The following is a 19,694-nucleotide window of genomic DNA, read 5'->3' on the forward strand; positions in this document are numbered from 1 at the left end:
GCGGTCCGGCGATGCCCATCGTTCCATCCGCGAGCCGCACTGTCGCGCGCACGCGCCCTTCCGATGGGCGCCGGCGCCCCGACATGGAAGGCAAGGACGCCGCGCCATCGACGGCGTCCGATCCCGAAAGGAAGGCCGACGTGCCCACCGCCACCGCCAGCAACAACCCCATCGTGCGGGTCAAGCCCCTGGGCTTCCCGTGGGAGACGGTCGACCCGTTCCTGTTCTGCGTCTACCACGACGACGCCTATCCGCGCGCCAACGCGCAGATGGGCCCCGAGGCCTCGCTCGCGGGCCGCGACATCGGCCAGGACTTCAGCCGCAAGGACGGCTGGAGCATGTACCACGGCGAGACCGTGCCGGGCTTTCCCTCGCACCCGCACCGCGGCTTCGAGACCGTGACCATCGTGCGCAAGGGCCTGATCGACCATTCCGACTCGCTGGGCGCCACCGCGCGCTTCGGCGGCGGCGACGTGCAGTGGCTCACGGCCGGCAAGGGCATCGTGCATTCCGAGATGTTCCCGCTGCTCGACGCCGGCGCGCCGAATCCGCTCGAGCTGTTCCAGATCTGGCTGAACCTGCCGGCCGCCAGCAAGATGGCCGAGCCGCATTTCACGATGTTCTGGTCGGAAGCGATCCCGCGCCTGGTGGTCGAGTCGCCGCGCGGCGGCCGCACCGAGATCGCGGTGATCGCGGGCCGGCTCGGCAACGCGGCCGAGGCCGGCGCGCCCGCGCCCATCGATCCGCTGGCGCCGCCGCCCGATTCCTGGGCCGCGCGCACCGAGGCCGACGTGGCGATCTGGACCCTGCGCATGACGCCCGGCGCCGACTGGACGCTGCCGGCCGCCAGCGGCGCAGGCACGCGGCGCATGCTGTACTTCTTCAAGGGTGCGCAGGCGCGCATCGCGGGCCGCGAGGTGCAGGGGCCGGCGGCCATCGAGTTGCATGCCGGCACCGCGGTCGAGATCGTCAACGGCGACGCCGACACGGCCGAGTTCCTGCTGCTGCAGGGCCGCCCGATCGCCGAGCCGGTGGTGCAGTACGGGCCCTTCGTGATGAACACGCAGGCCGAGATCAGCCAGACCCTGGCCGACTACCGCCGCACGCAGTTCGGCGGCTGGCCGTGGGACGACGGGGCGCCGGTGCATGGCCGCGACCCGGCGCGCTTCGCGCGGCATCCGGGCGGGCGCGAGGACAAGCCGGCCCCCTGAAGACTCAGAAGGTCTTGAGCATCTCGGCGCCCAGCGCCGTCATGCTCGGCACGAACTCGATCACCTCGGCGCGCGCCACCTCGCCCTGCACGAAGGGGTCGCGCGCCAGCACCGCCTCGAGCGCGGCGCGGTCGCCCGAGCGCGCGATGATCACGCCGCCGCGGCGCGGCACCTGGCGGCCCGAGGCGATGAACATCCCGCTCTCGTAGTGCTTCCGCAGCCACACCATGTGCGCGTCGATCAGCGCGTCGACCTCCTCGAGAGGGCGGATGTAGGTGAGGGTCACGATGAACATGCGCGGGGCTTCCTGGGTGATGCGACGGGCCCGATGCTAGGGCCTTCGCATGACCGCCCGAAGCCACGCCGGGTAACCGGATGCAAATCCGCGACCGACGGTCGGCGCTCAGCCGATGCCCAGCACCACCGACGCCACCAGCCACACGTTGGCCGCGCTGATCACCGCGAACAGCAGCCAGGCCAGCGACTTCAGCACCGGCCCGTTCGCGAAGCCGCCCATCAGCGCGCGGTCGCTCGTGAAACGGATCAGCGGCCACATCGCGAACGGCAGCTGGAAGCTCAGCACCACCTGGCTCAGCACCAGCATCCTGCCCACGCCGCCGTCGCCGAACCACCACACGCCGACGAAGGCCGGCACCAGCGCCAGCGCGCGCGTGATCAGGCGCCGCTGCCAGCACGGGATCTTCAGGTCGAGAAAGCCTTCCATGACGATCTGGCCCGCGATGGTGCCGGTGAAGGTCGAGCTCTGCCCCGAGGCCAGCAGCGCCACGCCGAACAGCGTTGCCGCCAGCGCGCTGCCCACCACCGGCTCGATCAGCCGGTAGGCGTCGTCGATCTCGGTCACCGCCGTGTGGCCGGTGCCATGGAAGGCGCTGGCCGCGAGCACCATGATGGCCGCGTTGACCAGCAGCGCGAGCGACAGCGAGACCACCGCGTCGAGCGTGCAGAAGCGCACCGCCTCGCGCCGCGCGGGCTCGGTCGGCGCCACCAGCCGGGTCTGCACGATCGACGAATGCAGGTAGAGGTTGTGCGGCATCACGGTCGCGCCCACGATGCCGATCGCGAGGTAGAGCGCGCCCGGCTGGTGCAGCCGCTCGAGCATCGGCACGAAGCCGACCGCCACGCCGAACCAGTCGGGCGGCGCCATCGCGAGCTCGACCACGAAGCAGGCCGCGATGGTGCCGACCAGGCCGAGCACGATCGCCTCCACGCGGCGGAAGCCGGCACCTTGCAGGCCCAGCACCAGCAGCGTGTCGAAGGCGGTGATGAGGATGCCGACCGGGATCGAGACGCCGAACAGCAGATGCAGCGCGAGCGCGCTGCCGAGCACCTCGGCGAGGTCGCAGGCCACGATGGCCAGCTCGGCGCCGAGCCAGAGGAAGCGGTTGACGCGCGGCGAATAGCGCTCGCGGCAGGCGCGCGCCAGGTCCTTCTGCGCGATCAGCCCGAGCCGCACGCACAGGGTCTGCAGCAGCATCGCCGCGAGGCTCGCGAGCAGCACCACGAACAGCAGGCCGTAGCCGAAGCGCGAGCCGGCCTCGATGTCGGTGGCCCAGTTGCCCGGGTCCATGTAGCCCACCGACACCAGCAGCCCCGGACCCGCGTAGCGCAGCAGCTTGCGGCCGAAGGACAGTTCCCGCGGCACCGCGACGCTGCCTTTCACCTCCGACGGACAGAAGGGCGCGGTGGCGGTGCGGGGCAGCGGAAAGAACATGCGCGCGATGATAGGGACAAGCCTCGGGCCTTGTCGCCCAGCGGACCGGCACGCCCGGGCGGAATCTCTTAGATTCAGAGGCTCGCGGCCGCACCGGCCCGTTCTTCCCTTCCCCAGGAGACCCTCGCCCATGATCCACGTCGTCGCCGTCATCACCGCCAAGCCCGGCCAGCGCGCCGCACTGCTCGCCGCCTTCGCCGAGAACCGCGCCGCGGTGCTGGCCGAGAAGGGCTGCATCGAATACGGCGCCACCATCGACGCGCAGGGCATCCCGCCCTCGAAGGCCAGCTTCGGCGCCGACACCTTCGTCGTGATCGAGAAGTGGGAGACGCTGGCCGACCTGCAGGCCCATGCGGTCGCGCCGCACATGAAGGCCCACGGCGAGAAGACCAAGGCACTGGTCGAGAGCAAGCTGATCCACGTGCTCGAGCCGGTCTGAGGCCGCGCGCCCGACGGGCGCTTCTCCTTCGCCGCCTACCCCTTTCCGTTGTATTCGTGCGCACGGGATGCTGCTACCTTCGTCGGCAGCCGTTCAACGATACAGAGAGGGGACCACGGACATGGCGATCTTCCGTTCGCAAGGCCCGCGCCGATGCGCGCGTGCCGCCGCGGTGCCCGCCGCGCTGGCCGCGCTCGTGCTGCTGGCCAGCGGCTGCGCGCCGCTGATGGCACCGCCCTACGCGGCCGACTACGAGGCGCTCGACCGCCTCGAGGCCACGCGTCCCGGCATGGTGGCGGTGGCGCGCGCCCAGCCCACCGATCCCGAGGACAAGGTCAACAACGTGCGCATGCGCAGCACGCGCCTGGTCTCGCCCAATGGCAGCTTCGCGCTCTACCTCGAGGAGGCGATGCGGCGCGACCTGGCCGAGATCTCCATCCTCGACCCGAAGGCGCCCACGCGCATCGCGGCGCGCATCCTCGTCAACGAGCTCGACCTCGGCGTGCTCAACGGCGGCGGCCGCATGGAGGTCGAGATCGTGGTCACGCGCGCCGACACGCAGCGGCTGCGCCGCACCTACCGCGCCGAGACCAAGTTCGAGTCGGGCTACGGCGGCGCGGTGGCCGTGCCGGCCGGCCAGGCCGAGTACCCGCGGCTGGTGCGCGCGCTGCTGCGCCAGGTCTATGCCGATGCGCAGTTCGTGGCGGCGATCCGGCCATGACGACAACCACAGGAGGCGCCGCCATGTCCCTGCTTTCCGCTTTCTCGCGCGCCACCGGCATCGCCGCCCTGGCCCTCGGCGCGCTGCTGCTCGCGGCCTGCACCCATCCGATCACCATGGTCACGGACCCGGCACCGCCGCGCTCGCTGCAGCACCTGGTGCAGAAGAAGGTGGCCTACGTGATGACCGACGCGCAGCGCGACACCCAGGTGGTCACGCCCGGCGGCAGCGGCAGCAAGGTCAGCTACTACCCGTACCGCGACCTCGAGAAACCGGTGCGCGATGCGCTGCGCGCGGTGTACCGCGACGTGGTGGTGCTGCGCACCGCGAACGACGTGAAGGCCAACCAGGCGGCCGGCATCGCGCTGGTGTTCACGCCGAGGATCACGACCGACTCGAGCTCCAGTTCGCTGCTCGCCTGGCCGCCGACCTCGTTCACCGCGGAGGTGCAGTGCACGGTCACCGATGCCGCCGGCGCCGAGGTCACACGGGTGCGCGCGGTCGGCAACGGCACCGCCGAGTTCGACGAATACAAGAGCGATTTCGGCCTGGCCGCGCGCCGCGCCGCGGCACGCATGGCAGCGCAGCTCGCGAGCGAGATACGGCGCAACGAGAAGCTGCGCTGAACGTCGCGCGGCGCCCAAAAAAAACGCGCTCCGGGGAGCGCGTTTTTTCCTGGTGGCGTCGAAGGCTTACTTCGAGACGACCTTCACCATCTCGAGGCACTTGTTCGAGTAGCCCCATTCGTTGTCATACCAGCTCACGAGCTTCACGAAGGTGCCGTCGAGCGCGATGCCGGCTTCGGCGTCGAAGATCGAGGTGCGCGGGTCGCCGCGGAAGTCGGTGGCCACCACCTTGTCTTCGGTGTAGCCCAGCACGCCCTTGAGCGCGCCTTCGCTCTGTGCCTTCATCTCGGCGCAGATTTCCTTGTACGTGGCTTCCTTCACCAGCTCGACCGTCAGGTCGACCACCGACACGTCGGAGGTCGGCACGCGGAAGCTCATGCCGGTGAGCTTCTTGTTGAGCTCGGGGATCACCACGCCCACGGCCTTGGCCGCGCCCGTCGACGACGGGATGATGTTTTCCAGGATGCCGCGGCCGCCGCGCCAGTCCTTGTTGCTCGGGCCGTCCACGGTCTTCTGCGTGGCGGTGGCGGCGTGCACGGTGGTCATCAGGCCGCGCTTGATGCCCCACTTGTCGTTGAGCACCTTGGCCAGCGGGGCCAGGCAGTTGGTGGTGCAGCTGGCGTTGCTGACGATGGCTTCGCCGGCGTACTTCTTGTCGTTCACGCCGTAGACGAACATCGGCGTGTCGTCCTTCGACGGCGCCGACAGGATCACCTTCCTGGCGCCCGCGTCGATGTGCTTCTGCGCCGTTTCCTTGGTGAGGAACAGGCCGGTCGACTCGAGCACGACGTCGGCGCCGACCTCGTTCCACTTCAGGTTCGCGGGGTCGCGCTCCTGCGTCAGGCGGATCTTCTTGCCGTTCACGATCAGCGTGTTGCCCTCGACCGTGACCTCGCCCTTGAAGCGGCCGTGCACCGAGTCGTACTGCAGCATGTAGGCCAGGTAGTCGGGCTCGAGCAGGTCGTTGATGGCGACGATTTCGATGTCGTTCTTGAAGTTCTGCACGGCCGCGCGCAGCACGTTGCGACCGATGCGGCCGAAGCCGTTGATACCGAGTTTGATAGCCATCTGACTTGCTCCTAAGGTTGGAAAAACTTCTCTGATCTTGATCGGACGGAAGACGCTCTGCCTCAGTCGCGCAGCGCGGCCTCGACCGTGGCGGCGACGTTCTCGGCCGTGAAGCCGAAGTGCTTGAACAGCACCGGCGCGGGTGCCGATTCGCCATACGTGTCGATGCCGACGACGGCGGCGCAGCCGTACTTCCACCAGCCGCCGGTGCAGCCCATCTCGACCGCGATGCGCGGCAGCTTCTTCGGCAGCACGGCCTTCTTGTAGGCCAGGTCCTGGCGGTCGAAGGTGGTGGTCGAGGGCATCGACACCACGCGCACCGCGATCTTCTTCTCGGCCAGCAGCTTCTGCGCGGCCAGCGCGAGCTGCACTTCGGAGCCGGTGGCGATGATGACGGCAGCCGTCTTCTTGCTCTTCAGGCCGACCGCTTCCGGCTCGGCGAGCACGTAGGCGCCGCGGCTGATGTCGCCGAGTTCGCTCTTCGGTGCGTAGGCGATGTTCTGGCGGCTCAGCAGCAGCGCGGTCGGGCGCGACTGGTTCTGCAGCGCCACGGCCCAGGCCACGGCGGTCTCGGCCGTGTCGCCCGGACGCCAGACGTCGAGGTTCGGGATCAGCCGCAGCGAGGCGGCATGCTCGATCGACTGGTGCGTCGGGCCGTCTTCGCCCAGGCCGATGGAGTCGTGCGTGAACACGTGGATCACGCGGCGCTTCATCAGCGCGGCCATGCGGATCGCGTTGCGGCTGTAGTCGCTGAAGGTCAGGAAGGTACCGCCGTAGGGGATGTAGCCGCCATGCAGCGCCACGCCGTTCATGATCGCGGCCATGCCGAACTCGCGCACGCCGTAGTTGATGTGGCGGCCGATGGTGCCGTGCGGGGCTTCGGCCGGCGCTGCCGGCTTGGCTTCGTCTTCGGCGGCGGGCTTGGCCTCGACCGCCGGCACGTTCAGCACCACGGCGCCGGTCTTCGGATCGAAGCGCAGCGCGGCCGTGCTCTTGGTGTTGGTGAGGTTCGAGCCGGTCAGGTCGGCACTGCCGCCGAGCATTTCGGGCAGCGCGGCGGTGAACGCTTCCAGCGCGAGCTGGCTGGCCTTGCGGCTGGCCACGGTCTCGGCCTTGGTGTGCGCGGCCACCACGGTGTCGAACGCGACCTGGTGGAATTCCTTGGGCAGCTCGCCCTTCATGCGGCGCGTGAACTCGCCGGCCAGCTCGGGATAGGCGACGGCGTAGGCGGCGAAGCGCTCGTTCCAGTCGGTCTCGACGCGGTGGCCTTCGTCCTTGTGGTTCCAGTCGGCATAGACCTCGGTCGGGATCTCGAAGGCCGGCGCCGTCCAGCCCAGGGCTTCGCGCGTGAGCTTGATCTCTTCGGCGCCGAGCGCCTCGCCGTGCGCCTTGGCGGTGCCGGCGCGGTTCGGGCTGCCCTTGCCGATGGTGGTCTTGCAGGCGATCAGCGTCGGGCGCGAGGTTTCCTTCTTCGCCTCGGCGATGGCCTTCGACACGGCCTGGGCGTCGTTGCCGTCGATCGGGCCGATGACGTTCCAGCCGTAGGCCTTGAAGCGCTCTTCCGTGTTGTCGATGAACCAGGGCTTGACCTGGCCGTCGATGCTGATGCCGTTGTCGTCGTACAGCGCGATCAGCTTGTTGAGGTGCCAGGCGCCGGCCAGGGCGCAGGCTTCGTGGCTGATGCCTTCCATCATGCAGCCGTCGCCCAGGAAGGCGTAGGTGTGGTGGTCGACGATGTCGTGGCCCTGGCGGTTGAACTCGGCGGCCAGCAGCTTCTCGGCCAGCGCGAAGCCCACGGCATTGGTGATGCCCTGGCCCAGCGGGCCGGTGGTGGTTTCCACGCCGGGGGTCACGTCGACCTCGGGGTGGCCCGCGGTCTTGCTGTGCAGCTGGCGGAAGTTCTTGAGCTCGTCGATCGGCAGGTCGTAGCCGGTCAGGTGCAGCACCGCGTACAGCAGCATCGAGGCATGGCCGTTCGACAGCACGAAGCGGTCGCGGTCGAACCAGTGCGGGTTGGCGGGGTTGTAGCGCAGGTGCTCGCCCCACAGCGCGACGGCCATGTCGGCCATCCCCATCGGTGCGCCCGGATGTCCGGAGTTGGCTTGTTGAACGGCATCCATCGCCAACGCGCGGATCGCGTTGGCCATCAGGGCTTGGTTGGCCATGGGCAGGGAACTTTCGGGGGAGTTGGGTGGGAGGGACTCGGGAGAACCCGCGATTTTACCGGGCGAGCCCGAACCGGCACCGACAGCCTCTTTACACCCCTCTTCGCTTATTTTGCGCAGCCGGCCGGACCCGCGTTTTCCCGCATGGGCGATGTACTAAAGTCGCGGACATATGCACGGGCTGCACCTCACCGCCGACCTTCACGACTGCCAATGCGGCGCGCAGTGGCTCACCGACGGCGAGGCGCTCGGCGCCGTCTGCCTCAAGGCCGTGTCGGCCGCGGGGCTGCAGCCGGTGGGCAAGCTGGTCCACGGCTTCCCGGCCACCGCGCACGGCCCGGGCGGCGTCACCGCCACCGTGCTGCTGGCCGAATCGCACCTGTGCCTGCACACCTGGCCCGAGCAGCGCGCCGTCACGCTCGACGTCTACGTCTGCAACTTCGGCGGCGACCATTCGGCCAAGGCGCATGCGCTGATGGACTGCCTGGTCTCGCTGTTCCGCCCGCGCCACAGCGAACGCAACGAGCTGCAACGCGGGCGCGTGGCGGCCCGCGCTTGAGCGGGAACGCGACGGTGGCGGCCAAGGCCATGGTGCTCGCGGCCGGTCGCGGCGAGCGCATGCGGCCGCTGACCGACACCACCCCCAAGCCCCTGCTCGAGGTTCGCGGCAAGCCGCTGATGCAATGGCCGATGGAGGCGCTGGCGGCCGGCGGCTTCACCGAGCTGGTGCTCAACACCGCCTGGCTCGGCGACCGGATCTCCAGCCACTTCGGCCCGAAACCGTTGCTGGGTGGCCAGGTGCCGCTATCGATTTCATACTCCGACGAGGCCCGCGATTTCGGCGGCGCGCTCGAGACCGCGGGCGGCATCGTGCGCGCGCTGCCGCTGTTGGGCGATCCGTTCTGGGTCGCGGCGGGCGACGTGTTCGCGCCCGGCTTCGTCTTCACCCAGGCCGCGGTCGAGCGCTTCGTGGCGGGCGGCAAGCTCGCGCACCTGTGGCTGGTGCCCAATCCCGCGCACAACCCGAAGGGCGACTTCGGCCTCTCGGCCGAGGGCCTCGCGCTCAACACGCAAGACGGCCCGCGCCACACCTTCTCGACCATCGGCCTGTACCGCGCCGCGCTGTTCGCGCCGCCCTACTGCGCCATCCCTGGCGGCAACCCCGGCGGCGTCAAAGCCCCGCTGGCGCCGATCCTGCGTGCCGCGATGGACAATGGCCTGGTGAGCGCCGAGCTCTACACCGGCCCCTGGACCGACGTGGGAACGCCCGAGCGCCTCGCCGAACTCAACCGGCCTTCGTAGCCAGCCCGTCTCACAGGAAGTCTCCACGCGATGACCACCACCGACACCAAGAAGATCTACGCCGAGCGCCGCGCTCGCCTCGCCTCGCAACTGGGCAAGGACGGCATCGCGATCATCCCGACCGCGCCCGAACGCCAGCGCAACCGCGACAGCGACTTCCTGTTCCGCCACGACAGCTACTTCTACTACCTGACCGGCTTCACCGAGCCCAATGCCTGGCTGGTGCTCGGCGGCGACGGCCGCGCCACGCTGTTCTGCGCGCCCAAGGACCTGGAGCGCGAGATCTGGGACGGCTACCGGCTCGGCCCCGACGCCGCGCCCGAGGCGCTCGGCCTCGACGAGGCCTTCTCGGTCACCGAGCTCGATGCGAAGCTGCCCAAGCTGCTCGAGAACCGCTCGGTCGTCTGGTATCCGTTCGCCACCCACAAGGGCCTCGAGACCCGCGTCGACGGCTGGCTGCAGTCGGTGCGCGCGCGCGTGCGCTACGGCGCGCTGTGCCCCGAGGAGCAGCGCGACCTGTGCGGCCCGCTCGACGAGATGCGCCTCGTGAAGGACGCGCACGAGCAGGACATCATGCGCCGCGCCGCCCAGATCAGCGCCCGCGCCCACATCCGCGCGATGCAGCTGTCGGCGCGCATGCTGCGCGAGGGCAAGGACGTGCGCGAGTACCACCTCGACGCCGAGCTGCTGCACGAGTTCCGCCTCGGCGGCTCGCAGTACCCGGCCTACGGTTCCATCGTCGCGGCCGGCGCCAACGCCTGCGTGTTGCATTACCGCGCCGATGCCGCGCCCGTGCGCGACGGCGAGCTGGTGCTGATCGACGCCGGCTGCGAGCTCGACGGCTACGCCAGCGACATCACGCGCACCTTTCCGGCCAACGGCAGGTTCACCGGCCCGCAGCGCGCGCTGTACGACCTCGTGCTCGCGAGCCAGGACGCCTCGGCCGCCGCCACCAAGGCCGGCAACCGCTTCAACGACCCGCACGACGCCGCCGTGCGCGTGCTCGCGCAGGGCATGCTCGACCTGGGCCTGCTCGACGCCAACAAGGTCGGCGGCCTCGACGACGTGATCGACAGCCGCGCCTACTTCCAGTTCTACATGCACCGCACCGGCCACTGGCTCGGCATGGACGTGCACGACTGCGGCAGCTACGTCGAGCCCACGCAGGTCGGCGAGGTCAGCGAGCGCAAGGATCCGCTGTCGAACGAGCTCATCAAGAACCGCCCGAGCCGCATCCTGCAGCCCGGCATGGTGCTCACGCTCGAACCCGGCATCTACGTGCGCCCCGCCGACGGCGTGCCCGAGCAGTTCCACAACATCGGCATCCGCACGGAAGACGACGCCATCGTCACGGCCACCGGCTGCGAACTCATTTCGCGCGGCGTGCCGGTGAAGGCGGACGAGATCGAGGCGCTGATGCGAGCCTGAGCGCCGCGCGCTGCGGCGCATGTCGCGCCTGCAGGAAGTCGATGAACACCCGCAGCTTGCGCGGCATCTGCGCGCGGCTCGGGTAGTAGAGATAGAAGCCCGGGAAGGTCGGCCACCACGGCTCGAGCAGCGGCACCAGCCGGCCGCTGTCGAAGTCCTCGCGCACCGTGCCCTCGAAGGCCACCCCGATGCCCGCGCCGGCGCGCGCGGCCGCCAGCAGCACCTCGCTGTCGTTGGCGATCACCGGCCCCGCCACCTCCACGTCGAGCTCGCGGCCGTCCTGCGCGTACTCCCAGCGGTAGAGACCGCCGGTCGTGAGCCGGAAGTTGAGGCAGCGGTGCTCGCGCAGGTCCTCGGGCGTGCGCGGCGGCGTCCGTCCCTCCAGGTAGCGCGGCGCGGCGAAGCTCACCATGCGCTGCGGCCCCGCGATCGGCAGCGCCACCACGTCCTGCGCCAGGCTCTCGCCGAGCCGGATGCCCGCATCGAAGCCGCCCTCGACCAGGTCGACCATGCGGTTGTCGCAGACCAGCTCGAGCACGATGTCTGGATAGGCCGCGGCGAAATCGCCGAAGTGCGGATAGAGCAGCAGCTCGGCCGAGACCCGCGCCACGTTCAGGCGCAGCAGCCCCGCCGGCTTGTCGCGTGCCTCGTCGATGCCCTCCACTGCCTGTGCCAGCGCCGCGAGCGCCGGCCGCGCGCCCTCGAGGAACTGCCGGCCCAGTTCGGTCGCGCCGACGCTGCGCGTGCTGCGGTCGAGCAACCGCACGCCGAGCTTGGCCTCGAGCGTGCGCACGGTCTGCGACAGCGCCGAGGGCGAGACGCCGAGTTCCTCGGCCGCGCGCGTGAAGCTGGCGTGATGGGCCACGCGGGCGAAGGCGGCGATGGCGGGGAGAAGGTCGGGGGACATGTGGGCATTATGAAGAGAGGCTTCACAAAGCATCAAGCACAGCGGTCTTTTTCCAATGCAATGGTGGAACGACATTCGAGTCCATGGCGCTCGCGCACCGCGGCGCCTTCCCCCTCGAAAGGACATCCCCATGCAACTCGACGACTACCTCACCCTCGGCCGCTCGGGCCTGCGCGTCAGCCCGATCTCGCTCGGCACCATGACCTTCGGCAGCGACTGGGGCTGGGGCGCCGACGCCGGCGAATCGCGCCGCATGTTCGACGCCTACCTCGAACGCGGCGGCAACTTCGTCGACACCGCCAACTTCTATACCAACGGCAGCTCGGAGCGGCTGCTGGGCCAGTTCCTCGCCGACCGGCGCGAATCGGTGGTGCTGGCCACCAAGTACACGCTCAATATGCAGCCCGGCAATCCCAACGCGGGCGGCAACCACCGGCGCAACATGGTGCGCTCGGTCGAGGCCAGCCTGAAGCGCCTGGGCACCGACTACATCGACCTGCTGTACCTGCACATCTGGGACGGCCTGACGCCCTTCGACGAAGTGATGCGCGCCTTCGACGACCTGGTGCGCGCGGGCAAGGTGCTCTACGCGGGCATCTCCGATACGCCCGCCTGGCAGGTCGCGCGCATGCAGACCCTGGCCGAACTGCGCGGCTGGGCGCCGCTGGTGGCACTGCAGATCGAGTACAGCCTGATCGAGCGCACCGTGGAGCGCGAGCTGCTGCCGATGGCGCGCGAGCTCGGCCTCGGCGTGATGGCCTGGTCGCCGCTGGGCAGTGGCGTGCTGACCGGCAAGTACAGCCGCGCCGACCTCGACCACGCCAAGGGCCTCGACCCGCGCGTGACCGGCACGCGCAAGGACGTGGCCGTGGGCAACGGCGCGCTCTCGGAACGCGCCCTCGCCATCGCCGACGTGGTGGCACAGATCGCGAAGGAGCAGGACCGCTCGAGCGCGCAGATCGCGCTGGCCTGGCTGCTGCACCGGCGCGGGCCGACGGTGATGCCGATCATCGGCGCGCGCACCTTCGCGCAGTTCGAGGACAACCTCGGAGCGCTCGAGATCGAACTCGATGCCGAGGCGCTGCGACGGCTTGATGCGGCGAGCGCGATCGCACTGGGGTTTCCGCACGACTTCATGGCGCTGCCGATGACGCAGGGGGTGCTGCATGGCGGCACCTCGACGCGCCGCGGGGAGTGAGAGAGGCTCAGTCGCCCAGCGCGGCCAACACCAGGCACCCGAGCCCCGCCAGCACCGCGATCGCCGCCGCCGCCGACGCCACCCAGTGGAAGCGGCGCGGCGCATAGCTCAACAGCCCCACCACCGTCTGCGCGGCCGCCGTGAGCGCGCCGAACCAGAGCACCCAGCCGATCGAATGGCCGGCGGCGCGCAGGCTGGCGACGAGCGACAGGCACAGCGCCACGCTGCCGCCGAGCTGCAGCCAGCGGCGCCACGGGCCGGGCGTGCTGCCGCGGCCGAAGACGTCCTCGCTGTGGCGGTCCATTGCGAGGCCCAGCGCGCAGAAGCCCGCGAGCGAAGCGGCGAACACCGTCGCGATCAGCAAGGCGTTCATCACGATCCCTGGCCCAAGGTGGCGAGCGAAGGCGATTCCACCGCGTCATCGGCCGGGCCGGCCTTCGCGGCTTTCTTCGCCGCGGTGCCCAGAGCCTTGCGCCGCTTGCGTTCCACCATCCAGGCCGCGCCCGCGAGCCCCAGGCCCAGCGCGATCGACACCAGGTCGAAGCCGGCGACGGCGCTCGGGCCCGAACGCAGGCTGACCGTGAGCGGCGCCGGCCCGGTGAAGGCGTTGAGCACCGGCAGCAGCGCGAACAGCAGCGCGCCCGTGGCGAGCTGCGCCTGCCACATGCGCAGCGTGGGCCGCGCGAGACCCAGCAGCGCGGCCGCGCCCCAGACCGCGAAGAACCAGCCGATCTCGGCCGCGCCACGGTCGGCCGTGTCGAAGGGCACCAGCCGGTTGGCCCAGAAGAAGGCGGCCATCGCGAGGGGCAGGCCCGCGATCGCGCCGAGGTTGAGCCCGTCGACCAGCCGCAGGCCGAAGCTCACGCGGCCGCCCTGCTTGAGCCGCTTCGCGAACTTCTGGCGCTCCTTCACGGCCCACAGCAGGAGGCCGGTGGCGACCATCAGGCAGCCCGCGAGGCCCGAGATGAAGAACAGCGCACGCAGCAGCGGATCGCCGAAGCGGCCGATGTGCAGGCCGTAGAGCACGCTGCGCGTCTCGACGGCGGGCCGCATGCTGTCGCCGTAGGCACCGACCAGGGCGCCGGTCACGCCGTTGAAGACCATCGACGGTTGCTCGGACCCCAGTTGCGGCCCTTCGGCGCGGCGCACGATGACCGTCGCATTGGCATCGTTCGGCGAGTTGACCGTGAGGCGGCCGACCGGCGCGCCGCCCCAGTGCGCGGAAGCCTGCGCGAGCATCGGTGCGACCGGTGCCATCGGCGCCTTCTGGCCCGCGGCCTTGAACTGCTCGCGCACGCCGCCCGCGAAGGCTTCGGAGAAGAAGGCCTGCGTGCCGCCGCTGTCCTTGTAGGCCGCCTGCGGGCCCCAGGGCATGTACATGAACATCAGCGTGACCAGGCCGGTGTACGTGATCATCGCGTGATAGGGCAGTGCGAGCACCGCGGTCGCGTTGTGCGCGTCGAGCCAGGAGCGCTGGCCCTTCTTCGGCCGGAAGGTGAAGAAGTCCTTGAAGATGCGCTTGTGCGTGACGATGCCGCTGAGGATCGCCACCAGCATGAACATCGCGCAGAAGCCGACGATCCAGCGGCCCCAGATCGCGGGCATGTAGTGCAGGTCGAAGTGCAGGCGGTAGAAGAACTCGCCGCCGCGCGTCTCGCGCACCGCCGCCGAGGGCTGGCCGCTGGCGGCGTCGAGCACCGCGCGGCCGAAGCGGTCGCGCCGGTCGCGCGGCGGCGAGCCGGCCGGCGGCGCGGGCCGGGTCCAGAACAGGCTGGTCGAGGGTTCGCGCTCGGTCGGCAGCGTGATGAACCAGCGCGGCGAATCGGCCGCGTGCTGCTGCAGGTAGGCGTAGGCGCCCTCGGTGGCCTGCACCTGCGGCACCGGCGCGCGCGAGAGGCCGTGCAGCTCGGGCTTCATCCACAGCGTGATCTCGTCCTTGAAGTACGAGGCCGTGCCGGCCGCGAACACCATGAACAGCACCCAGCCGACCAGGAGGCCCGACCAGGTGTGCAGCCAGGCCATCGACTGGCGGAAGCCTTCCTTCATGCGCCCGCTCCCGGCGTCGGCAACACGAGCAGCAGCGCGCCCAGCGGCGCCGCGGCGATGACCAGGCCGATCCAGGCGCGCCACGCGCTGCGCGCCGCGAACACCCACATCACCGCGATCGCGAACACCAGAAAGGAGGCCAGCGTGCCGGTCATCGCGGCTTCGCTGCGCGCCATGCCGAAGGCGGCGGGCAGGCACAGCGCGAGCGCGGCGGCGGAGAGCGCGGCCACGCCGTAGCCGCCAGCGATGGCGGCGACGGCGCGCGAGGCCACGCCGAGGCGATAGCGCAGGCCGGCGCTCACGCCGGGCGCCGGACGGCGGGCGAAGTCGTTCGGGAAGTCATGGGAAAGGGGGATTCGGAAAGATGAGAATAATACTCATCCGCCGAATCCGCACCGGGGGCTGTGGCTTTTTCCGCTTAGGCGGTCAGTGCCGAGACTTCCGCGTCGGTCAGGCGCTGGGGGAAGTAGCGGGCCGCTTTGATGTGGAGACAGGCCTGGTTGCTGCCCCAGGCAACCGCGCCGAGCGCGAAGCGCGTGATAGGCGGCATGGCTGCCATCGCGTTCTTTCGGAGCCCGTCCGTGCGGAAGCTGTAGCGCAACCCTTCGGCCCCATAGGCCAGGGCGACCTTGAAGTAATCGCCTGGAGACAGCACGCCGGCGTTCCCCGCGGAGGTGGTCGCGGTGGTCGTGCCCCCGACCGTGCCGGTGCAGTACACGCCCCCGGGAATGCTCATCCCCATCGACAGCCGGTTGCCCGCCGTGCCGTCCCCGAGTTCCATGATGTTCCGCACCGTGATGTCCGGCATCTTCGGCAGTTCGACCTCGAGGGCAACCGCTCCTTCGGCGGCGTTGAGCCAACCCTTGGCGGCATCGATGTAGACGAAGTCGGCGCTTCGCGCGACGGCGGTCGACCCGACTGTGTCGGCGGCGCGCGTACTGGCGGTCGAGCTCGTCACGTCCGCAGCGCGCAGAACCGTTGCCGCAGCCGTGGGGATGTAGCTCGAAGCGAATGCAGCTTGCTCGAGCTGGTATCCGGTGACCCGGAAACCACGAGGCGAGTTTTGAGGGTACTTGACCGCGCCGACGTTCGCTCCAGGCACAGAAGAGCCCGTCGTGTGGGTGCAGGAGACGCGATAGACGCCGTCACCCTGGGGCGTCACGACGAACTTCGTCATAGGTGGCGTGACTCCGACGATGGCCAGCGCGAAATCGTTCGACTCGGAAGCGGCGGTGTCCGATCTGAAGACGGGGGCCAGGCCATCGTCCATCTTCACGAACACCGACAAGCAATACGAGGTATTCGGCTGCAAGGTCACTGTCTTGTAGGCAAGACTCCATTGCTGGGCCACTGTCGGCCGACCGATCTTCACGCCCGTGGCCATTCCGATGCCGTTGAAATCGCTGTAGGCCGCGTCACCCAGCAGTGAAGTCCCGCCGGGTGTCGCGAAATCCGAGACAGTCAGCATGTTGGTACTGGCGACTTCTTGAAGCAGTGTCGGAGGCGCCAGCAGGTCGGCCGGGTTGTAGGTCATCCGCGCAGCATTCACTGCGGCTGTCTGGATCTTCCCCTGGGCATCGAAGTAGGTGCCGATCGAGGAGCGCGAAGTGAAGGTGTCGTTGCTAGGGATATACGAGGTTGGAACGGGTCCGTCTTCGAGCTGCGCGCCAAACACCTGAAAGGAGCCCCGATCACCACTGGTGCCGGTCACACCCGCGTAGATTCGCAGCGAATCCCCCACCGCGATGCCGGTGTTGCGACTCGTCCAGAGTCGATACCACCCATTCGCCATGGCTTTCATCTCCCAACCTGCACCCGAAAGCGAAAGACCGCCGTTTCCATCGGAGACGATCGTGGCATAGGGAGTAAAGGTCTGCAGGGACGTATCGTTGCGCCAGGCGAAGGAGAGCGGGCCCGTGAGGCCCGCGTTCTTGACGAACACGGAATAGGTCATCTCGGTGCTCGTGGCGATCAGGCCCCCCTGCGTGAAGGGACCCGAAGCAGCACCCGACAGTTCGATGGCGCGAGGGGTGCCATCGGGAGCCGACTTTCCTGCGGCCGCAACCAAACCGGCGACACTCCATGGATTGCGGTTGAATTGCGAGCTGCTCAGAACGAGGTTAGTCCGTTGCGGCTCGGCGAGCAGCGCAGGTGCCACGGCGAGATTTCCGGAGTCGTAATTCATTCGCCCTGCTCCCGCGGCGGCGTACCGCATGATCCCTTTGGCGTCGTAGTACGAGCCGATCGAGACTCGCGCGGTCACAGTGTCCACACTGGGAATGTACGAGGTGGCGAACGTGCCCGCCTCCAGCTGGGCGCCCCAGGCGAAAGCGCCGTTGACATCGTCGCCAGGGCCCGTGGAGGCACCGCTCGGATAGAGGGCGTAGGTAATCCCGGTCGTATCGTCGGAAGTGAAGACCAGAACGTAACGGCGCCACCCGTTTCCAGCATCGGTGACCGATGTGGAGACGATCGAGAAAGTGCCAATCTTGGACGACGAATGTGTGCTGCCCAGCAGGTCGAAATTCGCGCTGATCGAGTTCGTAGCGCCTGTGCCGCAAACGTAGATGAATGCCCGTTGCCCACCTGCGGACTTCAGGTACACGGAGGCCACGTAGGTTCCCACGGCGGCGGCCTTGGTGGTGGCCTGCGCGACGCGCCCGTTGCCATAGTTGCTCTGGCTGCTCAGGATGAGCTTGGCCGCCTCCATGTGTCCATTCGGTGCGAGCGTGGCATTCGGCACGACTTTGACGTGCGGCGTTCCGCCAACGACATAGACACTCCAGCCAGTCGTTTGATCGAAGCGCGATGCATATCGCAGCATGTTGGTCCGACCGCCTTCGATCAGGAGGCCCTTGGCCGCTTTGGTGACAGGGTCGTAGTCAAGGCGCGGTGCCACTGCGGGCTCGATGAAGCCCAGCGGGCTCACGCGTGTGCCATTGAAGCCACCGCTGGAGACGAACATCTCGGCGACAGATTTGGAAGTGAGATTCGTGGGCATGGAGTCAGCCAGTAAGGGTTTCGGTTTCGGGGGTCAGGGTAGCGATCTCGGTCGCGCTGGCCGCCTTGGGCCAATACACGAAGTTCTGGAGGTGCCCATCGAGCGGACCGGGGTTACCCGCAAAGTTGCCCAGCCTGAGTTCATGGCCTCCGCCGGCAAACCCGCCGAAGGTCGGACCCGATTGGATCGCCGCACCTCCTTCGACCGAAAGAAGAATCTTTGCGCCAGCTTTGTACGAGACACCTAGCCTGCGGATCGCGCCGACAGGCACGAGACCTGCCGTCGATGCGACGGTGATGGGTGCCGGGGCCTGAACGGCTACGCTGCCGTTGGATGCGATCGACGCAATCAAGTAGCTGGTATTGGCGGCATTGGAAACGCAGAAGACCCCGAAATTCATCGAGGCCGGCGGCATCGTCGAGATGTCGAAATCAACGAGAAACGTTCCTTCCACCATGTTGAACCACGGCGCTTGGTGGACGTTGGAAATCGTCACCGCATCGATGGTTCTCGCGACCACCCCGGCATTGGTGGGGATATAGCCGGATGCTGCAGCCCCGACCTCGACCTGCCCCTTGCAGATCCAGACCGTCAGGTTGCTCGCCAGCGTCGACACGATATGGACCACCGGATAGATCGTCCCTGTGTTGCCGGGCGTGGCGTTGCCCATCACAACCCGGGTGAAGCGCTCGGCATATGGGGCCGAATTCACGGCGGAGATGTTCGTGCTTCCCATCCCGTTCGAGCCTGTGTAATAGACGTTGATGGCCTCGCTTCCGACCAGCGGCCGACTGAGCTTCACGTAGGAACTCGTCGAGTAGGTGGTCGAGGCCACGATCGCCGCCGCCGAACTATTGGGGCGCCAGCGACTTCCCGGGTAGCCTGATGCCATGGCCGGGGTAAATGTCACGGCCGAACACGCCTCTCCATCGACAGTGGCCACGCCCACGGTGGGCGGCGTGGTTCCCTCGGCAACCCCCAGGGCGCTGAGCTGGCTGTTCGTCAGAAGATTGGTGCGGACAGGTCCGCGAAAGCGCAGTCCGCGAGCCGCGAGCGTGATCGGGTCATAGTCGAAAGCCGGTGCAACAGCAGCCTCGATCCTCCCCTGCGCATTCACGCGCGTGCCGTTCGCGCCGCCAGCGGCGGTCAGCAACTGCGCAAAGGTTTTTTCTGTAAGCGTGGTGGTCATGAGTGGGCTTTCCTCGATCAAGAATTGGCGGGCGGTTCTTCGGATGTCGATGTGCTCAGGCCGGTGGCGGGCCATCCGGCATTGCAGTCGTAGGCATCGAACTGCGCCACGGTCTCCAGCATGGCAATGGCTTCGTGATGGGAGCGCTCGGACGAAAAGCAGGCTTGCACATGCAGCTCGATCGCACGAGCCACTGCATCGAGCTCGGCAAGGCTCATGCGCGTCCAACCGCTGTCGAACTTGAAATCCACCGCCTCGATGCCGGCACGCTCGGCCTTGACCAGGAGCGCGGTGAGCGCATCGCGGTCGGAGCGCTTGGTGCTCACGCGCAGGCCGTCAGGCAACACCAAGCCACCGGTCTCCAGCGCCCAGCGGCGCTCGGCCACTTGGTCACGCAGGGCTTGACGCCTGTCCTCGGACGTTCGCGGATCGACCCAGGCGTGCGTCGACCAGTCGAAGACGTGGTGTTCGTTCGGCTGCTCGCTCATCGGAATCGGTGCGAGCGTCTGCGGATCCAGGTAGTGATTCGCCGGGACATCCCCAATGAGAATGCCCTCGTGGACTCCCGCGGCCTGCTTGCTGCAGGCCTCGTCGCTGTGCGCGGTTCCCCGCGCGATGACGCGGCCGGTGACCTTGTCATAGGCTGTGTAGTTGGGCATGG

General features: G+C 68.7%; 19 protein-coding genes. 8 read left to right on the plus strand and 11 right to left on the minus strand.

Features of this window, described 5'->3' with window-relative positions; all coding sequences use genetic code 11:
• Nucleotides 1-11 precede the first annotated feature (11 nt).
• A complete protein-coding gene (locus tag AC1HIL_RS03440) occupies nt 12-1,211 on the plus strand; it encodes a pirin family protein (RefSeq protein ID WP_261208836.1) in 1,200 nt (399 codons plus the stop codon).
• 4 nt (nt 1,212-1,215) lie between these two features.
• Here AC1HIL_RS03440 and AC1HIL_RS03445 read toward each other — a convergent pair whose 3' ends face one another.
• A complete protein-coding gene (locus tag AC1HIL_RS03445; protein ID WP_209540170.1) occupies nt 1,216-1,506 on the minus strand; it encodes a YciI family protein in 291 nt (96 codons plus the stop codon).
• 108 nt (nt 1,507-1,614) lie between these two features.
• Nucleotides 1,615-2,943: an Nramp family divalent metal transporter gene (locus AC1HIL_RS03450; protein WP_261208833.1), complete on the minus strand. Its 1,329-nt coding sequence runs from the start codon at nt 2,941-2,943 to the stop codon at nt 1,615-1,617.
• 130 nt (nt 2,944-3,073) lie between these two features.
• Between AC1HIL_RS03450 and AC1HIL_RS03455 the strand changes: the two genes are divergently transcribed.
• From AC1HIL_RS03455 to AC1HIL_RS03465, 3 genes are all read left to right on the plus strand, one after another.
• Nucleotides 3,074-3,382: a putative quinol monooxygenase gene (locus AC1HIL_RS03455; protein WP_057593255.1), complete on the plus strand. Its 309-nt coding sequence runs from the start codon at nt 3,074-3,076 to the stop codon at nt 3,380-3,382.
• A gap of 121 nt (nt 3,383-3,503) precedes the next feature.
• Nucleotides 3,504-4,103 carry a hypothetical protein gene (locus AC1HIL_RS03460; RefSeq protein ID WP_057593256.1) on the plus strand — a complete coding sequence of 200 codons (600 nt, stop codon included), beginning with the start codon at nt 3,504-3,506 and terminating at the stop codon, nt 4,101-4,103.
• A 23-nt stretch (nt 4,104-4,126) separates the two neighbouring features.
• A complete protein-coding gene (locus AC1HIL_RS03465; protein WP_082322056.1) occupies nt 4,127-4,729 on the plus strand; it encodes a hypothetical protein in 603 nt (200 codons plus the stop codon).
• Between the two features lie 66 nt (nt 4,730-4,795).
• Here the strand turns inward: AC1HIL_RS03465 and gap are convergent, their stop codons facing one another.
• Both gap and AC1HIL_RS03475 read right to left on the minus strand, forming a co-directional pair.
• The gene (gene gap, locus AC1HIL_RS03470) at nt 4,796-5,797 is read right to left on the minus strand and encodes a type I glyceraldehyde-3-phosphate dehydrogenase (RefSeq protein WP_057593257.1); all 1,002 of its coding nucleotides are present in this window, start codon (nt 5,795-5,797) and stop codon (nt 4,796-4,798) included.
• Between the two features lie 62 nt (nt 5,798-5,859).
• Entirely contained in the window at nt 5,860-7,962 is a 2,103-nt protein-coding gene (locus AC1HIL_RS03475) for a transketolase family protein (RefSeq protein ID WP_057593258.1), read from the minus strand.
• A 172-nt stretch (nt 7,963-8,134) separates the two neighbouring features.
• Here AC1HIL_RS03475 and speD point away from each other — a divergent pair, with 172 nt between their 5' ends.
• Genes speD through AC1HIL_RS03490 form a run of 3 tightly spaced genes read left to right on the plus strand, consistent with a single transcriptional unit; the run spans nt 8,135 to nt 10,692 of the window.
• Entirely contained in the window at nt 8,135-8,521 is a 387-nt protein-coding gene (gene speD, locus AC1HIL_RS03480; protein WP_422099878.1) for an adenosylmethionine decarboxylase, read from the plus strand.
• 29 nt (nt 8,522-8,550) lie between these two features.
• Nucleotides 8,551-9,264, plus strand: a complete 714-nt coding sequence (locus tag AC1HIL_RS03485) for a nucleotidyltransferase family protein (RefSeq protein ID WP_479672467.1) — start codon at nt 8,551-8,553, stop codon at nt 9,262-9,264.
• Nucleotides 9,265-9,294: 30 nt separating this feature from the next.
• A complete protein-coding gene (locus AC1HIL_RS03490) occupies nt 9,295-10,692 on the plus strand; it encodes an aminopeptidase P N-terminal domain-containing protein (protein ID WP_057593260.1) in 1,398 nt (465 codons plus the stop codon).
• Here AC1HIL_RS03490 and AC1HIL_RS03495 read toward each other — a convergent pair.
• Nucleotides 10,634-11,599: a LysR family transcriptional regulator gene (locus tag AC1HIL_RS03495; protein WP_479671158.1), complete on the minus strand. Its 966-nt coding sequence runs from the start codon at nt 11,597-11,599 to the stop codon at nt 10,634-10,636. The two genes, AC1HIL_RS03490 and AC1HIL_RS03495, sit on opposite strands and share 59 nt — an antisense overlap.
• A 130-nt stretch (nt 11,600-11,729) precedes the next feature.
• On the opposite strand from AC1HIL_RS03495, the gene AC1HIL_RS03500 reads away from it, so the two are divergent.
• The gene (locus AC1HIL_RS03500; RefSeq protein WP_479671159.1) at nt 11,730-12,797 is read left to right on the plus strand and encodes an aldo/keto reductase; all 1,068 of its coding nucleotides are present in this window, start codon (nt 11,730-11,732) and stop codon (nt 12,795-12,797) included.
• A gap of 7 nt (nt 12,798-12,804) precedes the next feature.
• On the opposite strand, the gene AC1HIL_RS03505 is transcribed toward AC1HIL_RS03500, so the two are convergent.
• The 6 genes from AC1HIL_RS03505 to AC1HIL_RS03530 form a co-directional block, all read right to left on the minus strand.
• Nucleotides 12,805-13,170: a DUF3325 domain-containing protein gene (locus AC1HIL_RS03505; protein ID WP_057593263.1), complete on the minus strand. Its 366-nt coding sequence runs from the start codon at nt 13,168-13,170 to the stop codon at nt 12,805-12,807.
• Complete coding sequence (locus tag AC1HIL_RS03510; protein WP_479671160.1) at nt 13,170-14,843, minus strand: PepSY-associated TM helix domain-containing protein; 1,674 nt, start codon at nt 14,841-14,843, stop codon at nt 13,170-13,172. Before AC1HIL_RS03510 ends, AC1HIL_RS03505 begins: the two co-directional genes overlap by 1 nt.
• Nucleotides 14,840-15,145: a DUF3649 domain-containing protein gene (locus AC1HIL_RS03515; RefSeq protein WP_057593265.1), complete on the minus strand. Its 306-nt coding sequence runs from the start codon at nt 15,143-15,145 to the stop codon at nt 14,840-14,842. The genes AC1HIL_RS03510 and AC1HIL_RS03515 overlap by 4 nt, the downstream gene beginning before the upstream one ends.
• A 116-nt stretch (nt 15,146-15,261) precedes the next feature.
• Complete coding sequence (locus tag AC1HIL_RS03520) at nt 15,262-17,844, minus strand: phage head spike fiber domain-containing protein (protein WP_479671161.1); 2,583 nt, start codon at nt 17,842-17,844, stop codon at nt 15,262-15,264.
• A gap of 4 nt (nt 17,845-17,848) precedes the next feature.
• The gene (locus AC1HIL_RS03525; RefSeq protein ID WP_479671162.1) at nt 17,849-19,033 is read right to left on the minus strand and encodes a phage head spike fiber domain-containing protein; all 1,185 of its coding nucleotides are present in this window, start codon (nt 19,031-19,033) and stop codon (nt 17,849-17,851) included.
• Between the two features lie 17 nt (nt 19,034-19,050).
• A complete protein-coding gene (locus tag AC1HIL_RS03530; protein ID WP_296735004.1) occupies nt 19,051-19,692 on the minus strand; it encodes a DUF4376 domain-containing protein in 642 nt (213 codons plus the stop codon).
• Nucleotides 19,693-19,694 lie beyond the last annotated feature (2 nt).

Source organism: Variovorax sp. ISS6, from assembly GCF_056523145.1.

What these genes read in the sequence shown, in the direction of transcription:
- AC1HIL_RS03490 (WP_057593260.1), top strand. Translation starts at nt 9,295, where the DNA reads ATGACCACCACCGACACCAAGAAGATCTACGCCGAGCGCCGCGCTCGC.
- AC1HIL_RS03475 (WP_057593258.1), bottom strand. Translation starts at nt 7,962, where the DNA reads ATGGCCAACCAAGCCCTGATGGCCAACGCGATCCGCGCGTTGGCGATG.
- AC1HIL_RS03445 (WP_209540170.1), bottom strand. Translation starts at nt 1,506, where the DNA reads ATGTTCATCGTGACCCTCACCTACATCCGCCCTCTCGAGGAGGTCGAC.
- AC1HIL_RS03500 (WP_479671159.1), top strand. Translation starts at nt 11,730, where the DNA reads ATGCAACTCGACGACTACCTCACCCTCGGCCGCTCGGGCCTGCGCGTC.
- AC1HIL_RS03465 (WP_082322056.1), top strand. Translation starts at nt 4,127, where the DNA reads ATGTCCCTGCTTTCCGCTTTCTCGCGCGCCACCGGCATCGCCGCCCTG.
- AC1HIL_RS03525 (WP_479671162.1), bottom strand. Translation starts at nt 19,033, where the DNA reads ATGACCACCACGCTTACAGAAAAAACCTTTGCGCAGTTGCTGACCGCC.
- AC1HIL_RS03530 (WP_296735004.1), bottom strand. Translation starts at nt 19,692, where the DNA reads ATGCCCAACTACACAGCCTATGACAAGGTCACCGGCCGCGTCATCGCG.
- AC1HIL_RS03485 (WP_479672467.1), top strand. Translation starts at nt 8,551, where the DNA reads ATGGTGCTCGCGGCCGGTCGCGGCGAGCGCATGCGGCCGCTGACCGAC.
- AC1HIL_RS03440 (WP_261208836.1), top strand. Translation starts at nt 12, where the DNA reads ATGCCCATCGTTCCATCCGCGAGCCGCACTGTCGCGCGCACGCGCCCT.
- AC1HIL_RS03520 (WP_479671161.1), bottom strand. Translation starts at nt 17,844, where the DNA reads ATGCCCACGAATCTCACTTCCAAATCTGTCGCCGAGATGTTCGTCTCC.
- AC1HIL_RS03495 (WP_479671158.1), bottom strand. Translation starts at nt 11,599, where the DNA reads ATGTCCCCCGACCTTCTCCCCGCCATCGCCGCCTTCGCCCGCGTGGCC.
- speD (WP_422099878.1), top strand. Translation starts at nt 8,135, where the DNA reads ATGCACGGGCTGCACCTCACCGCCGACCTTCACGACTGCCAATGCGGC.
- AC1HIL_RS03460 (WP_057593256.1), top strand. Translation starts at nt 3,504, where the DNA reads ATGGCGATCTTCCGTTCGCAAGGCCCGCGCCGATGCGCGCGTGCCGCC.
- AC1HIL_RS03450 (WP_261208833.1), bottom strand. Translation starts at nt 2,943, where the DNA reads ATGTTCTTTCCGCTGCCCCGCACCGCCACCGCGCCCTTCTGTCCGTCG.
- AC1HIL_RS03455 (WP_057593255.1), top strand. Translation starts at nt 3,074, where the DNA reads ATGATCCACGTCGTCGCCGTCATCACCGCCAAGCCCGGCCAGCGCGCC.
- AC1HIL_RS03510 (WP_479671160.1), bottom strand. Translation starts at nt 14,843, where the DNA reads ATGAAGGAAGGCTTCCGCCAGTCGATGGCCTGGCTGCACACCTGGTCG.
- AC1HIL_RS03505 (WP_057593263.1), bottom strand. Translation starts at nt 13,170, where the DNA reads ATGAACGCCTTGCTGATCGCGACGGTGTTCGCCGCTTCGCTCGCGGGC.
- gap (WP_057593257.1), bottom strand. Translation starts at nt 5,797, where the DNA reads ATGGCTATCAAACTCGGTATCAACGGCTTCGGCCGCATCGGTCGCAAC.